General features: G+C 65.3%; 12 protein-coding genes. 10 read left to right on the top strand and 2 right to left on the bottom strand.

Features of this window, described 5'->3' with window-relative positions; all coding sequences use genetic code 11:
- Positions 1–4 precede the first annotated feature (4 nt).
- Complete coding sequence (locus tag AC5RTE_RS08600; protein WP_494040971.1) at positions 5–1,690, top strand: DUF885 domain-containing protein; 1,686 nt, start codon at positions 5–7, stop codon at positions 1,688–1,690.
- Positions 1,691–1,724: 34 nt separating this feature from the next.
- Here the strand turns inward: AC5RTE_RS08600 and AC5RTE_RS08605 are convergent, their stop codons facing one another.
- Positions 1,725–2,699 carry an NAD(P)/FAD-dependent oxidoreductase gene (locus tag AC5RTE_RS08605; protein ID WP_494040972.1) on the bottom strand — a complete coding sequence of 325 codons (975 nt, stop codon included), beginning with the start codon at positions 2,697–2,699 and terminating at the stop codon, positions 1,725–1,727.
- 122 nt (positions 2,700–2,821) lie between these two features.
- On the opposite strand from AC5RTE_RS08605, the gene AC5RTE_RS08610 reads away from it, so the two are divergent.
- The 8 genes from AC5RTE_RS08610 to AC5RTE_RS08645 all read left to right on the top strand — a co-directional run bounded on the left by AC5RTE_RS08610 (position 2,822) and on the right by AC5RTE_RS08645 (position 12,288).
- On the top strand, positions 2,822–3,412 hold the full coding sequence (locus AC5RTE_RS08610) for a helix-turn-helix domain-containing protein (protein WP_494040973.1): 591 nt from the start codon (positions 2,822–2,824) through the stop codon (positions 3,410–3,412).
- Between the two features lie 164 nt (positions 3,413–3,576).
- Positions 3,577–5,016 carry a dicarboxylate/amino acid:cation symporter gene (locus AC5RTE_RS08615; RefSeq protein WP_494040974.1) on the top strand — a complete coding sequence of 480 codons (1,440 nt, stop codon included), beginning with the start codon at positions 3,577–3,579 and terminating at the stop codon, positions 5,014–5,016.
- A 140-nt stretch (positions 5,017–5,156) separates the two neighbouring features.
- Positions 5,157–5,867 (top strand): TetR/AcrR family transcriptional regulator, encoded by a 711-nt coding sequence (locus tag AC5RTE_RS08620; RefSeq protein WP_494040975.1) that lies wholly within the window; start codon positions 5,157–5,159, stop codon positions 5,865–5,867.
- A gap of 18 nt (positions 5,868–5,885) precedes the next feature.
- The gene (locus tag AC5RTE_RS08625; protein ID WP_494040976.1) at positions 5,886–8,408 is read left to right on the top strand and encodes an MMPL family transporter; all 2,523 of its coding nucleotides are present in this window, start codon (positions 5,886–5,888) and stop codon (positions 8,406–8,408) included.
- A gap of 55 nt (positions 8,409–8,463) precedes the next feature.
- Complete coding sequence (locus AC5RTE_RS08630) at positions 8,464–9,108, top strand: Maf family protein (protein ID WP_494040977.1); 645 nt, start codon at positions 8,464–8,466, stop codon at positions 9,106–9,108.
- A gap of 129 nt (positions 9,109–9,237) precedes the next feature.
- Positions 9,238–11,055, top strand: coding sequence for an acetyl/propionyl/methylcrotonyl-CoA carboxylase subunit alpha (locus AC5RTE_RS08635; protein ID WP_494040978.1), 1,818 nt, complete (start codon positions 9,238–9,240; stop codon positions 11,053–11,055).
- 15 nt (positions 11,056–11,070) lie between these two features.
- Positions 11,071–11,511, top strand: a complete 441-nt coding sequence (locus tag AC5RTE_RS08640; protein ID WP_494040979.1) for a YybH family protein — start codon at positions 11,071–11,073, stop codon at positions 11,509–11,511.
- 39 nt (positions 11,512–11,550) lie between these two features.
- Positions 11,551–12,288 (top strand): glutamine amidotransferase, encoded by a 738-nt coding sequence (locus tag AC5RTE_RS08645; RefSeq protein WP_494040980.1) that lies wholly within the window; start codon positions 11,551–11,553, stop codon positions 12,286–12,288.
- 56 nt (positions 12,289–12,344) lie between these two features.
- Here AC5RTE_RS08645 and AC5RTE_RS08650 read toward each other — a convergent pair whose 3' ends face one another.
- Positions 12,345–13,757 carry an MFS transporter gene (locus AC5RTE_RS08650; RefSeq protein ID WP_494040981.1) on the bottom strand — a complete coding sequence of 471 codons (1,413 nt, stop codon included), beginning with the start codon at positions 13,755–13,757 and terminating at the stop codon, positions 12,345–12,347.
- Between the two features lie 276 nt (positions 13,758–14,033).
- Between AC5RTE_RS08650 and AC5RTE_RS08655 the strand changes: the two genes are divergently transcribed.
- Positions 14,034–15,506: an MFS transporter gene (locus AC5RTE_RS08655; RefSeq protein WP_494040982.1), complete on the top strand. Its 1,473-nt coding sequence runs from the start codon at positions 14,034–14,036 to the stop codon at positions 15,504–15,506.

Here is a 15,506-nt window from a genome sequence, read left to right on the forward strand (position 1 = left end):
GAGGGTGACTACAGATACTGCCCCTGCTGCCCGCCCGAAAACCCGCATCGACGCCGTCGCGGACACCTACACGGATACGCTCATCAGGCTCAATCCGTCCTTCGCCACCACCCTTGGCGTTCCCGGACACGAGACCGAATACCAGGACTTCTCCCCCGCCGGCATCGCTGAGTTCGCGGAGGAGGCCCGGAAGGCCCTCACGGACCTTGAAGGGCTCGAACCTGAGGACGAGGTCGACGCCGTCACACTCGACGCCATGCAGGAGCGGCTTGGCCTGCAGTTGCTGATCCACGCGTCCGGCTGGGATTATGCGGACCTGAACAATATCGCCTCCCCTGCCCAGGACATCCGCTCCATTTTCGACCTCATGCCCACGGAGACAGAGCAGGACTGGCAGAACATCGCCGGCCGGGCCCTGAACGTTCCGGCGGCCATCGGCGGCTACATCGAATCCCTGCGGCTGGCCCGTGACGCCGGCCGGGTTGCTGCTGCCCGGCAGGTGAACATCGTCGTTGAGCAAACCACGAAGTACGCCGCAGAGGACGGGTTCTTCGCGAAGCTTGCGGCAGGAGCCGCCACCGCCGCCGGGCCCCTGTCGGCCGCGGTGCAGGAAGAGCTCGACGCCGGCGCCGCCGCCGCGCGCAGGGCTTATGCAGGGCTGGCAGCATTCCTTCGGACGGAGCTGCTGCCGGCCGCGCCGGAAAAGGACGCGGTGGGCCGGGCCCGCTATGCACTCGCCTCCCGTTCCTTCCTCGGCGCCACCGTGGACCTGGAAGAGACTTATGCCTGGGGCGTGGAGGAACTCGACCGGCTGATCGCCCAGCAGGGAAAGGTGGCGGACACCATCAAGGCCGGTGCCACCATCGAAGAAGCCAAGGACATCCTGAACAGCGATCCCGCGCGCCAGCTAAAAGGCAAAGAGGCGCTGCGGGAGTGGATGCAGGAGCTTTCGGACAAAGCCGTTGCCGAACTTGCCGACGTCCACTTTGAGATCCCGGAGGTCATGAGGAAACTTGAGTGCCTCATCGCTCCCACTGACGAGGGCGGCATCTACTACACCGGCCCGTCCGATGACTTCAGCCGTCCCGGCCGCATGTGGTGGTCCGTCCCGGCCGGCGAGGACACGTTCACCACCTGGGCTGAAACCACCACGGTCTTCCACGAAGGAGTTCCGGGACACCACCTCCAGGTGGCCACTGCCACCTACCGCCGGGAACTGCTGAACAAGTGGCGCCGTAACGTGTGCTGGACCTCCGGCCACGGCGAAGGGTGGGCCCTTTATGCCGAGAAACTGATGCAGGAACTGGGCTACCTCAAGGATCCGGGCGACTACATGGGCATGCTGGACATGCAGCGGATGCGGGCCGCCCGCGTGGTGTTCGACATCGGCGTCCACCTCGAACTCGAGGTTCCCGAACGCTGGGGCTCCGGCACCTGGACCCCGGACAAGGGGTACGGGTTTCTGAAGCAGAACCTGCCCATCAGTGAGGGACAGCTCAGCTTCGAGTTCACCCGCTACCTCGGCTGGCCGGGACAGGCACCGTCCTACAAAGTCGGCCATCGGCTCTGGGAACAGATCCGGGCCGAACTCCAGGCACGGCCCGGCTTCGACCTGAAGGAGTTCCACACCCGCGCCCTGAACATCGGCTCCGTCGGACTCGACACACTCCGGCGCGCGCTGCTCCGGTGATGGAGATGGCAGGTTGTGGTCAGACCCGTTCCGCTCATCCTTCGACTGCCACAGCCGTTGGAACGGGTCTGACGCTGCCCTCAACAGCCCACCGGGTTTCCTCTTCAATGAGGTCCGCGTTGATCCCCGCCCCAGCCATGACACCCTCGGCAGCTGCGGTGATTACCTGAGCCATCAGGTTGGAGACGTTGCCCGCTGCGTATACGCCCGGGACGCCTGTAGCACCCATGGGATCGGTCCCGATGAAACGGCCCGCGCCTGACGGGTGCACCTGGGTGGCCAGCCCCAGCGATTTCAGAAAGGTGGACCTGGCCTCCATCCGTGTGCCGACAGCCAGTGCTGCTACCTGGAACGAGGTACCTTCCCGTAGCGTGACTCCTTTGAGGACACCATCCGCAGCGTCAACGGAAGCCACGGGCCCGGGAACCACGGTGACGGACCGGGCAGCGAGCTTGACCCGTTCCGCGTCAGTTGGCTCCACCGCGTCATTTAGGAACAGGGTGACATCACTGGACCACTGCCGGAACAGCAGTGCCTGATGGACGGACAGCGGGCCAGTGCCCAGCACCCCAATGCGCTGCCCGCGGATTTCCCAACCGTGGCAGTAGGGGCAGTGCACAACGCCCTTTCCCCATTGCTCCCGCAGCCCCTGGATCGGAGGCAGTTCGTCCGTCAAGCCGGTGGTCACGAGGAGGCGCCTGCCGGTGAACCGGCGGGCATCTTCGGTGACCACCTCGAAGCCGTCGGCTGTTCTCCGTGCCGAAACAGCTTCCGCGTCAATGACGGTGCCGCCGTAGGAGAGCACTTCGGTGCGTCCCGTGGCCAGCAGGTCCGAGGGTTTCATTCCGTCCCTGGAAAGATAGCCGTGAATTCCGGCCGCAGGCGCGTTCCGCGGCATTCCGGAATCGATGACCAGCACCGTGCGCAGCGCGCGGGCCAATGTTGTCGCCGCGCTGAGCCCGGCGGCCCCGCCGCCAATAATTACAACGTCATACCGTGTGGTGTCCATGCCGCATTCGTCCTTCCCTGCGTTTTTCAGATCCGCTGCTAATGTCCCCGGGCGGTGATAACAGCCTTCCCCGCATCTGGAGGCAGTGGCAAGTATCGTTGCTGATCTGGCAAAGTGGCAGTATGGACAGCGACTTGGACGACGTTCTCGGGGCGGTTGGCCCCCGGCTTCGCGCAATCCGTGCCGAGCGGAACTTCACCTTGGGGGAAGTTTCCACGGCCTCGGGCATATCGGTGAGCACCCTTTCCCGCCTGGAGTCCGGCCAGCGCAGGCCCAACCTCGACATCCTGCTGCCCCTCGCGCAGTTGTATGGCGTTCCCCTGGATGACCTCGTGGGTGCCCCGCCCACCGGAGATCCGCGGATCCACCTGCGCCCCATCACCCACGCAGGGATGACGGCTGTCCCGCTCACCCGCCGTCCGGGCGGGCTGCAGGCCTTCAAGATGGTGCTGGCCGGCGAGGCCCGCGGAGCGGAGCCTGACCCGCGGGTGCATGAAGGTTATGAATGGCTCTACATCCTCAACGGGCGGCTGCGCCTGGTGCTGGGCAACAAGGACTTTGAACTCCGGCCTGGCGAGGCCGCGGAATTCGACACCCGCACCCCGCACTGGTTTTCAAGTGCCGACGGCAAGCCCGTCGAGTTCATTAGCCTGTTCGGGCAGCAGGGGGAGCGGATGCACGTCCGGGCGCGGCCCAAGCCCGGCCAACGATGACCCTAAGGGCGAGACCTTAAGCACTACGGCGAAGGGAATAACTTCACAAAAGCGCGGAAAACCGCTGATTTATGGGCTTTTTCGAGTTTAAGCCTTCGCGGGACGCCGTAACATTTCTCAACATCCGTTCGTCGTGATATGGAAGCGCGCCCTAACGTAATCGGGTGAGCACATCAACCCGCCCCTCAGAATCCGCAGGAAAGACCGGCTTCCAGCTGCCCAAATGGGCTGGCTCGTTCGGCTTCCAGATTATCGCCGCCCTCATCGTCGGGCTTGGCCTCGGTCTCCTGGCCAAGTACACCGGCAGCACCAAAGCCAGCCCCAACGGTCTCGGCGCCACACTCCAGACCATCGGCTCCAGCTATGTATCGCTGCTGCAGACCGCCGTCGTACCGCTGATCTTCACGGCCGTCGTCAGCTCCATCTCCAACCTCCGCCAGGTGTCCAACGCCGCCAAACTGGCGTGGAACACCCTGCTGTGGTTCGCCATCACCTCCCTGATCTCGGTGCTGATCGGCATCGGCCTCGGCGTGCTCCTGCAGCCCGGCGCCAACACGGGCATCACCGAAGAGGCAAAGTACTCCGGCAAGTCCGGTGACTGGTGGTCCTTCCTCATTGGTCTCTTCCCCAAGAACTTCCTGGGCCTGGGCGCCAGCTCCACCGTTGCCGAATCCGGCGCCGTCACCACCTCCGTCAGCTTCAACGTGCTCCAGATCCTGGTGATCGCCATTGCCGTCGGTGTTGCCGCTCTCAAGGTGGGTAAAGCTGCCGAGCCGTTCCTTACCTTGAACGCCTCCGCGCTGGCCGTCATCCAAAAGGTTTTGTGGTGGATCATCCGCATCGCCCCGCTGGGTACCGTGGGCCTCATCGGCAACGCCGTCGCCGTCTACGGCTGGGACACCATCGGTTCCCTGGGCAAGTTCACCTTCGCCATCTACGTCGGCCTGGCACTTGTGCTCTTCGCCGTCTACCCCGTCCTGGTCCGTACCCACGGCCTGTCGGTCAAGCAGTACTTTTCCGGTGTATGGCCCGCCGTCCAGCTGGCCTTCGTTTCCCGCTCCTCGGTGGGCACCCTGCCCCTGACCCAGCGGGTTACCGAACGCAGCCTCGGCGTACCCCGCGGCTACGCCTCCTTCGCCGTACCGCTGGGCGCCACCACCAAAATGGACGGCTGCGCTGCCATCTACCCGGCCATCTCAGCTATTTTCGTGGCACAGTTCTTCGGCATCCAGCTCGACTTCAGCCAGTACCTGCTGATCGCACTGGTTTCCGTCCTGGGCTCCGCGGCAACCGCCGGCACCACCGGCGCCGTGGTGATGCTCACGCTGACGCTGTCCACGCTGGGTCTGCCGCTTGCCGGCGTCGGCCTGCTCCTGGCCATCGATCCCATCCTGGACATGGGACGCACCGCGGTGAACGTTGCCGGCCAGGCGCTCGTCCCCACCATCGTGGCCAAGCGCCAGGGCATCCTCGATGAGGCCCTGTACAACGCACCCCGCAACGGCACACCGTTTGTTGAGGACACTGTGGACGCCGCTGAGGCCCCGTCCGATGGAACCTCCACGGACACCACAACGCGCCAACTGGCGGACGTGAAGGCCTAAGGGTCCCTGCTCACCCCTGCTGTAAAAAGAAGTCCCCGGGAAGATTCCCGGGGACTTCTTTTCTTGCTCACTAGTAACCGTCATCGGCGGGAATTCCCGAAAACTTGCCCGCAGTGCAAAGTTGCACGTAGTGTAAGAGCGTGACAATTTCCGCAGGCCGAGCCCCCGCGCCCGTTTCAGCCGTCCCGTCGCGGCGTGAGCTGAACAAGGCCGCTACCCGCCTGGCCATCACTGATGCCGCTTTGGCACTCCTGCGCACCAAGGGTCCGGGAAACTTCACCGCCGAGGACATCGCAGAGGCGGCAGGGATCTCCCGCCGGACCTTCTTCAACTACTTCAGCAGCACTGATGCCGCCCTGGCATCCATCGTCCACAACTTCCTGGACAACGCCATTCAGCAGCTTCGGCTGCGGCCCGCTGACGAACCGATGCTGGAGTCGGCCCAGGCCGCACTGGTTGCCCTCGCCGACCCGAAAGCCGTAGCTCCGCTGGCAGAACTTTTTACCCTGACCCGCCAGAGTCCGCTGATGTCGCACACCGAACTTGAGGCCTGGGATCACTGCAGGGCCCAGGTCTTCGCCGTGGCACGCGAACGCATGGCGGGAACCGCCGGCGGGCAGGACGAACTGTACGTCCACGCCCTGGCCGGCTCAGTGATGTCCTGCGGCAAGGCTGCCATGGAGGTCTGGTTCAGCCGCCGCGGCCCCGATCTCTCACCGGATTCCCTCGCGGAGCTGCGTCAGCTGCTCATCGACTCGATGGCGCTGCTGGGCGCCGGTTTCAACGGCGCCGGCCGCTCCGCTGCTGCCCGGCACACCACCCCCTCTTCTTCAGACTCCCGTTCCTCCTGATCAGATCGGTTACCCTTCATGGCACTGCTCCTTTACCGCCTGGGCAAGTTTTCCTACCGCCGGCGCTGGCTGGTGATTTCGCTGTGGCTGGCTGCCCTGGTGGCCGTGGGCGGCTCTGCCGCCGCGTTCCACGGCACCCTGTCCAACAATTTCCAGATCCCGGGCACTGAAACACAGCGGATCGCGGACAAGCTGAGGGAAGAGCTTCCGTCAGCATCCGGCGGCACCGCCACCATTGTGTTCGAAGCGCCCGACGGCGGCTTCACGCCCGAGAGCCGCACCGCCGTCACCGATGCCCTCAAAAAGCTGGAATCCGTGTCCGATGTCCGGGGCACCATAGATCCGTTCGCCACGCAGGCGCAGGTGGACCAGGCCGGACAGGCCATCACCGATGGCGAGCAGCAGCTTGCCGCCGGCCAGGCACAACTTGAAGGATCCCGCGCCGAGCTGGAGGCCGGCGAGGCACGGCTCGCGGCGGCCGAACAGCAACTCTCAGCAGCCGGCGCGCCGGCGGCGCTTATCGAGGCCCAGCTCGGCCAGCAAAAAGCCGCCCTCGCGGAGGGCCAGGCGAAGCTCGACGCCGGCGCCCGGGAACTTGAAGCCAGCAAAGCCAAACTGGAACTGGGCAAGCGGCAGGCAGAGGCATCCTCAGCCATCCGCTTCGTCTCCGAAGACGGCCGCGCCGCCGTCGCACAGGTACAGTTCAGTACCTCCATCAACGGCCTCAGCCCCGAGGTCCGCCAGCAAGTCCAGGACATCGCCCACGAAACCTCCGCTGCCGGCGTCACCGCCTACGCAAGCAAGGAAATCACCGAGGACATCTCCGAACTCTTCGGCGCCGCCGAGGTCATCGGCATCGCAGTGGCCGCCCTGGTCCTGATCATCATGCTGGGCACACTCATCGCCGCCGGGCTGCCCCTGCTGATGGCAGTGATCGGCGTAGGTGTAGGCGTTGGCATCACCTTTGCCCTCTCCGGCCTCTTCGACATGAGCTCCATCTCCCCCATGCTCGCCCTGATGCTGGGCCTGGCCGTGGGAATCGACTACTCGCTGTTCATCGTCAACCGGCACCGGACACAGCTCCTTGCCGGCATGGACCACGAGGAATCGGTTGCCCGTGCCACCGGCACCTCCGGCAACGCAGTGGTTTTCGCCGGCCTGACCGTGATCATCGCCCTCGCCGCACTCGTGGTGCCGGGTCTGCCCTTCCTCGCCGTGATGGGCCTGGCCGCTGCAGGAACCGTGGCAGTGGCGGTGCTGGTGGCCATCACCCTCACACCGGCCATGCTGTCCCTGATTGGACGTCGGATCATCTCGCGGCGTGCCTGGAAAAAGGCGGAGACCCACAACGCTGAACCCGGCCATGAAGCGGCTGACGAAGCGCAGGACCGCGAGCGCAGCACCCATGGCTGGGGCGGTCTGGTCACCCGGCACCCCGTACTGGCGCTCCTGGCCGGCGTGCTCCTCCTGGGCACCCTCGCGCTGCCCGCCACACAGCTGCAGCTTGCACTGCCCGACGGCGGGTCAGAACCAGTGGAATCCGAGGCCTACCAGGCCTACGATCTGACCGCCCGGAGCTTCGGCGAAGGGGTCACCGGCCCCATCGTGGCCGTGGGCGAATTCCCCGCCAACCTCGATGAGGCCCAGGCGCAGACCCTGCAGTACGACATCGCGGACAATCTCCGCGATGTCGACAACGTGGTGGCCGCCGTGCCTGTTGCCCTCAGTGAGGACCGGCGCACCGCTGTCTTCCAGGTCATCCCCCGGGAAGGCCCGGCCAGCGCCAGCACCGTGCAGGTGGTTTCTGAACTCCGCGGCCTCAACGACGACATCCAGGCCGAATACGACGTCGCCATGGGCCTGACCGGCCAGACCGCCGGCAACATTGATGTCTCCACGAAGCTCGGCGACGCCCTGCCGCCTTACCTGGCGATCGTCGTCGGCCTCTCCCTCATCCTGCTGCTGCTGGTGTTCCGCTCCATCGTGGTGCCGCTGCTCGCAACCGGCGGGTTCCTGCTCTCGCTCGCCGCCGCGTTCGGGGCCGTGGTGGCCGTGTACCAGTGGGGCTGGCTGGGCGGCGTGTTCGACGTCGCCAACCCGGGCGCCGTCCTGAGCTTCCTGCCCATCATCCTGATCGGTGTGCTGTTCGGTCTGGCCATGGACTACCAGGTGTTCATCGCCTCCGGGATGCGCGAGGCGTACATGCACGGTTCCCCGGCAAAGCAGGCGGTCCGGGTGGGCTTCCGGCACGCCGCCGCAGTGGTGACCGCCGCGGCGATCATCATGGTCAGCGTCTTTGCCGGCTTCATCTTCAGCCACCTCACCATGGTGCGGCCGCTCGGATTCGCGATGGCCTTCGGTGTGCTGCTTGATGCCTTCGTGGTCCGGATGACCATCGTGCCTGCCGTGATGTACCTGCTGGGCGAAAAATCATGGTGGCTCCCCCGCTGGCTGGACCGGATCCTGCCGGACGTCGACGTGGAGGGCGCCAAGCTCAGCAGTCCTGAGGCGGCACCCGCACCAGGGGCGCTGGTGCACTGACACAGGTGTGCCGCGGCCGGTCCTGCCCTTGGGCAGGACCGGCTAGGCTGGAGCCGTGGTCCGCCTGATTCTTGCCTCCCAGTCCCCCGCCCGCACCAAGCTCCTGGCCGAGGCCGGCATCCGGCACTCAGTCCTCGTATCGGACGTTGACGAGGATGCGGTCCAGGCACGGTACGGCGTTACCGACCCGCACGATACCGCCCTGCTGCTGGCACGGGCGAAGGCTGAGGCGGTGGCGGCGCTGCCGGAAGCGGAAGGTGCGCTGGTACTCGGGTGCGACTCCGTCTTCGAATTCGACGGCGAAGCGCACGGCAAACCGTACACCGCCGCCGTCGCCCGCGAGCGGATGCTGCGGATGAGCGGCAGCACCGGGGTGCTGCATACGGGACATTGGCTGGTGGACTGCCGGGACACAGACCCTGACGACGGCGCCGCCCCCGGCACGGGTGCCACCCTCGGGACTGTTGCCTCCGCGGAGGTCTCCTTCCTTGAAATGGAGCCGGAGGAGATTGACGCCTACATCGCCACCGGCGAGCCGCTGCACTGCGCCGGGTCCTTCACCATCGACGGCCTCGGTGGGGCCTTCATCCGCAAGGTCGACGGCGACCCGCACGCCGTCGTCGGCCTGTCCGTCTCCACGCTCCGCAGCCTGCTGGCTCAGGCGCAGGTACGCATCACCGACCTGTGGCCGGCGGCGTAAGCTGCCCGATTTCCACGAGTCTTGTAGCTTCCCTACAAAGCCTGGGCGCTTTACACGCGGAATCCGCAAGTAATATCGGCGGAACCTCCAAAACCGCGCTAGGCTCCCTGAAGGAAAGAAGGAGACGCCTTGTCAGCAAATTTGGAGCAGTCCGCACGTCCCACGCAGTCGACCCTCACAAAGGTGCTGATCGCCAATCGCGGTGAGATCGCTGTGCGCATCATCCGCGCCGCCCGTGATGAAGGCATCGCCTCCGTTGCTGTCTATGCCGACGCAGACCGCGACGCCCTGCACGTGCGCCTGGCTGACGAGGCCTACGCGCTCGGTGGCAGCACCGCCGCCGAGTCCTACCTCGTCATGGACAAGATCATCGAGGCAGCACGCCAGTCCGGCGCGGACGCCATTCACCCCGGCTACGGTTTCCTGGCTGAAAACGCCCAGTTCGCCGCCCGCGTGATCGAGGCCGGCATCACCTGGATCGGTCCGTCCCCGGAAGCCATTTCCGCCCTCGGCGACAAGGTCCAGGCCCGGCACATCGCCGAGAAGGTGGGCGCACCCCAGGTTCCCGGCACCGCCGACCCCGTCAAGACCGCCGACGAAATCCTGGACTTCGTGGACCAGTACGGGCTGCCCGTAGCCATCAAGGCCGCCTTCGGCGGTGGCGGACGCGGCATCAAGGTCGCCCGCAGCCGCGACGAAATCCCCGAACTTTTTGAATCCGCTGTCCGTGAAGCCACCGCTGCCTTCGGCCGCGGCGAGTGCTTCATCGAACGCTTCCTGGATGCACCCCGCCACGTTGAGACCCAGTGCCTGGCGGACGCATACGGCAACGTGGTGGTGGTTTCCACGCGAGACTGCTCGCTGCAGCGCCGCAACCAGAAGCTTGTGGAGGAAGCCCCTGCTCCGTTCCTGACCGAAGAACAGAACCGCCGGCTGTACGAGTCCTCCAAGGCCATCCTGAAAGAGGCCGGCTACCTGGGCGCCGGCACCTGTGAATTCCTGGTGGGCCAGGACGGCACCATCTCCTTCCTTGAGGTGAACACCCGCCTGCAGGTGGAGCACTGCGTCTCTGAAGAAGTCACCGGCATCGACCTGGTCCGCGAGCAGTTCCGGCTGGCCCGCGGCGAAGAACTGGGCTACGGCGATCCAGAGATCCGCGGCCACTCCTTCGAGTTCCGTATTACCGGCGAAGACCCGGGCCGGAACTTCCTGCCCGCCCCCGGCACCCTCCGGGTCCTGAAAAACCCCACCGGCCCCGGCATCCGCATTGATTCCGGCGTCGAAGAGGGCGACGTCATCAGCGGCAATTTCGATTCGATGCTGTCCAAGCTGATCGTGACAGGAGCCACCCGGCCGCAGGCCCTGCAGCGCGCCCGCCGCGCCCTCGAAGAGATGGTGGTCGAGGGCATCCCGACGGTGATCCCCTTCGATCTCGCCGTGGTTTCCGACCCCGCGTTTGCACCCGCGGAGGGCCCCTTCAGCGTCCACACCCGCTGGATCGAGACCGAGTTCGTCAACAACCTCCCGGCCTGGACCCCCGACGGCGGCGCCGGGACCGACGCTGACCCCGGGGATCGGCAGCGCGTGGTGGTTGAAGTTGGCGGGAAACGGCTTGAGGTAGTACTGCCCGCTTCCCTCGGCACGCCGGGTACCGGTACGGCAGGCGCCGCGGCGAAGTCCGGCAAATCAAAGAAGCGCTCCCGCTCAGGAGGCACGGCAGCAGCCACCGGCAACGCCCTGACTTCCCCCATGCAGGGCACCATCGTCAAGGTGGCAGTGGCGGACGGCGACGTTGTAGCCGAAGGCGACCTCGTGGTGGTCCTCGAAGCGATGAAGATGGAGCAGCCGCTGACCGCGCACCGCTCCGGAACCATCACCGGCCTGAGCGCTGCACCAGGCGAAACGGTGTCAGCCGGCGCCGTCATCGCCACCATCGAAGACCAGTAAGCGCCGGAGGCTTCCATGCTCGCACCCAGTTTCGAAGAAGAAGTCCACCGCTACCACCTCGCCGTTCCAGAAATCACCCGGGGCAACCCTGGACCCGTCAAGGACCTCTATTCCCGGCTTGACGACGTCACGCTGGCCAATCCGTTCGGCGGCATCGCCCGCGGCTGGGCGCAGGTGGAAGCCCGGCTGGACCAGGCGGCACGGCAGTTCCAGGACGGCGAGATGCTGGGATTCGATACCATCACGTCCTACACGGCACGTGACACCGCTTTCCTGGTGGAGACCGAACACTTCCGCGCGCGGCTTGATGGGGCGGCCGTCGCCGAGGAGTTCGCGCTCCGCGTGACCAGCGTCTTCCGCCGCGAGGAAGGCTACTGGAAACTCCTGCACCGCCACGCCGATCCGGCCGCCCGGCCGCAGTCCCGCCGTTCCCTGAGCCAGCCCGCCACAAGCTGACACGCTGACAGTTTCCGCCGGAGAGGGCACACTTAGCAGATGTTGCCTTTCCTGCTCCTGGCGTCACGGGCCGAAGACGCAGCGGCCGAAGACGAGTATGCCGCCTACCTGCGGTACGGCGGACTGGAACCCGCAGAGCTCGTGCGCCTCAGGCTGGAGGCCGCTCCCCTGCCTGATCTAAACCTGGACAGCTACTCGGGCGTGATCGTGGGCGGCAGCCCGTTCACGTCCAGCGACCCGCCGGAACAGAAGACTGCGACGCAACTCCGCGTGGAGCGCGAGCTGTCGGGCCTCCTGGACCAGCTGGTGGCGCGGGATTTCCCGTTTCTTGGTGCCTGCTATGGCGTTGGCACCCTCGGTACGCATCAGGGCGCCGTGATCGACAGAACTTTCGGCGAACCGCTCGGTGCCGCGGAAATCCAGCTGACCGACGCAGGCCTGAAGGATCCCTTGCTCAGCGGGTTGCCCAGGACCTTCACCGCCTATACGGGGCACAAGGAAGCGTGCACCGTCCTCCCCGCGCACGCCGTGCTGCTGGCGAGGTCCGCCGCCTGCCCGGTCCAGATGTTCCGGATTCAAAACAACCTCTACGCCACCCAGTTCCACCCCGAACTGGACACCGAAGGCCTCTGCACCCGCATCGACATCTACCGCAACGCCGGCTACTTTCCGCCGGAATCGGCCGGGCAACTGATGGACGACGCCCGCCGGTTTACAGTCACCGAACCCATGAACATCCTCAAGAACTTTGTGGCCCGCTACGCCTCGGCGACATAAAAATGCCCGGCTGGTCCGCAGACCAGCCGGGCATTCCGCTTAGCGATGCGGCGTCATCAGGCCACGTTGTTCTCGTAGTCCACGTCGCGGGTTTCCTTGCTGACAAACAGCGCGATCAGGGTCAGTACGGCCATGGCGGTCAGGTAGATCCCCACCAGTACCGGGCTGCCGTCTGCACGTTCCCACAGTGCCACGGCGATGAACGGAGCCACCGCTGCGCCAAGGATGCTGGAGAAGTTGTAGCTCACGGCCGACCCTGTGTAGCGGACGTTCGTGGGGAACAGTTCCGGCAGCAGCGCACCCATCGGACCGAAGGTCAGGCCCATCAGGGAGAACCCGATGATCAGCAGGGCCATGGTGCCAACGAAGCCGCCGCTGAACAGCGGAACAAAGAGCAGGCCGAAGATGAAGATTCCGCCGGTTACCGCGAGCAGCATCTTGCGGCGCCCGTACTTCTCGGCCAGCGGGCCGGAGACCAGCGTGAAAATGCCGAAGAAAACGACACCGGCAATCAGCATCCACAGGAAGTCGTTGCGCGTGTAGCCCAGGCCGGGCACAAAGGCTGCGGCGGCGGCCTCGGACATCGGCTTTCCGGCCTTTTCGGCAGCAGCCCGGGCAGCGTCCAGGCTGGCGGGGCGGGTGCCGTAGGTCAGGGTGAAGGTGGTCATCAGGTAGAAAAGCACGTAGGTGGCAAGCATGATGAACGTTCCGAGGATCAGCTGGCGCCAGCTGGTCTTGAAGACCCGGCCCAGTGGCAGCTTGGCCACCTCGTTGGACTCGAGCACCTTGGTGAAGGCCGGGGTTTCGATCAGTTTGAGCCGGACATAGAGGCCGATGATGACCATGACGGCACTGAGCAGGAACGGCACACGCCAGCCCCAGGACTGGAAGTCAGCCGGCGACAGAGCGTAGCTGAAGGCCAGGAAGATCACGTTGGCGATGATGAAGCCGATAGGGGCGCCCAACTGGGGGAAAGTACCGTAGATGGCGCGCTTGTTGGCCGGAGCGTTCTCCGTGGCCAGCAGGGCGGCGCCGCTCCATTCGCCGCCCAGGGCCAGGCCCTGGGCAAAACGCATGACAACCAGCAGGGCCGGAGCCCAGAAGCCCCAGCCCGGGACCAGTGCGGTGGGCAGGCAGCCAATCAGGAACGTGGCGATACCCATGGTAAGCAGGGATGCCACCAGGGTGCCCTTGCGGCCGAACTTGTCGCCGAAGTGGCCGAAAACAATGGAGCCCAGCGGGCGGGCGACAAACGCCACGCCGAAAACGGCGAAGGAGCTCAGCAGCTGCGTCGTTTCGTTCTGGTTGGGGAAGAACAGCTGCGGGAAAACCAGAACGGCTGCGGTGGCGTAGACGTAGAAATCGTAAAACTCAACCGTCGTGCCGATCAGGCTGGCTACGATCACGCGGCCGCGTGAGTTCACCGGCTGCGGGGATCCCGGCACCTTGGAAGTATCAATGGAGGACATAGGTAAACGCTTTCATGAGAACCGGCCGGGCCGTGCGTTATCGCCAGGCTCGGAATAGTTAGAGTTCAATATTAGTTCCCGCGGTCCAGTCAATGGACGAAAGGTCCACTATCCGGACGTGTGTCGTACGTTCCATTCTTTGGCCCGCTGCCCGCGCCTCACGCCCCTTCAGGGCCAACGATAGGCAAATGTCACAGCGCGTTAACAAACCTCGTCGGTGCGTGAAACGCGGCGTCCCTACCTTGGGAGGACAACAACCCCCAAAGGAGGTACCCCGTGACTGTTGACCGCACCGCTGATGCCGGCCCCGGGAATTCCCTGGATCTGGACGAAGCCGCAAGGCCCGGAACCGCCGCATCCGCCAGCGCACAGCCCGGCCCTACCCGCACCACAGAAGCCCCTGCCCTCGAGTTCCGCCCCGGCCGCTGGATCGCCAACTGGGACGCCGAAAACAAGGAACAGTGGGAATCCGCCGGCCGCTCCATCGCCCGCCGCAACCTCAACTGGTCCATCTTCGCCGAATTCCTCGGGTTCGTTGTATGGCAGCTCTGGTCCATCGTGGTGGTCCAGCTGCCCGGCGCCGGCTTCAACTTCTCCACCTCCGAAATCTTCTGGCTGATCTCCATGCCGAGCCTCGTAGGTGCAACCCTGCGCATCCCCTACACCTTCATGGTCCCCCGCTTCGGCGGCCGCAACTGGACCATCGTGTCCGCCCTGCTGCTGCTGATCCCCTCCATCGGCCTGGCCTTGTGCGTCTCAAACCCGGGAACTCCGTTCGGTGTCATGCTGCTGGTGGCGGCCCTCGCAGGCTTCGGCGGCGGAAACTTTGCCAGCTCCATGGCCAACATCACCTTCTTTTACCCCGCCCGGGAGAAGGGATGGGCGCTCGGCCTGAACGCCGCGGGCGGCAACATGGGTGCCGCCGTCGCACAGCTCGCCGTCCCGATTGTGATCACCCTGCTCGCCGTGGGCACGGTCAACCTGCCCATGGCAGGCTGGATGTGGGTGCCGTTCATCCTTGTAGCCGCCTTCGGCGCCTGGAAGTTCATGGACAACCTCACCAGCGCCAAGGGCGACATCGCGGGTTCAGTGGCAGCACTGAAGGAACCGCACCTGTGGATCATGGCGCTGTTGTACATCGGCACCTTTGGTTCCTTCATCGGCTTCGCGGGTGTCTTTCCCAAGCTGATCAAGGACTACTTCCCGGCCTTTTCCTCCATCGGCGTGGGTACGGTGGCACTCTCACTGGCGTTCCTCGGACCGCTGGTGGGCTCGCTGGCACGCCCGTACGGCGGACGCATGGCCGACCGCATGGGCGGTGCCCGGATGACTGTGGCTGCCTTCGCTTCGATGGCCGTCATCACCCTCACTATGGTTTGGACCCTGCCGCTGAAGAACTTCTGGCTCTTCCTGGTCCTCTTCCTGATGCTCTTCACCGCCAGCGGCTTCGGAAACGGCGCCACCTACCGCATGATCCCGGTCATCTTCGCCACCTCCAGCCGGGCGGCCCGGAACGGTGCTAGCTCGGTGGCCACCCAGCGCCTCGCGTCCTCCGCACTCGGCCTGATCTCCGCCATCGGCGCCTACGGCGGCTTTGTGATCCCGCAGGTCCTGAACGCCTCCAACAGTGCCAGCGGATCCTACACTCCGGCCTTCTACGGCTTCGTTGGGGCTTACGTCCTGATGCTGGTTGTCTGCTGGGCCTTCTACATCCGCAACGCCAACCGAAATGCGATGGGACACGTCTAA

This window comes from Arthrobacter sp. K41 (assembly GCF_059089645.1).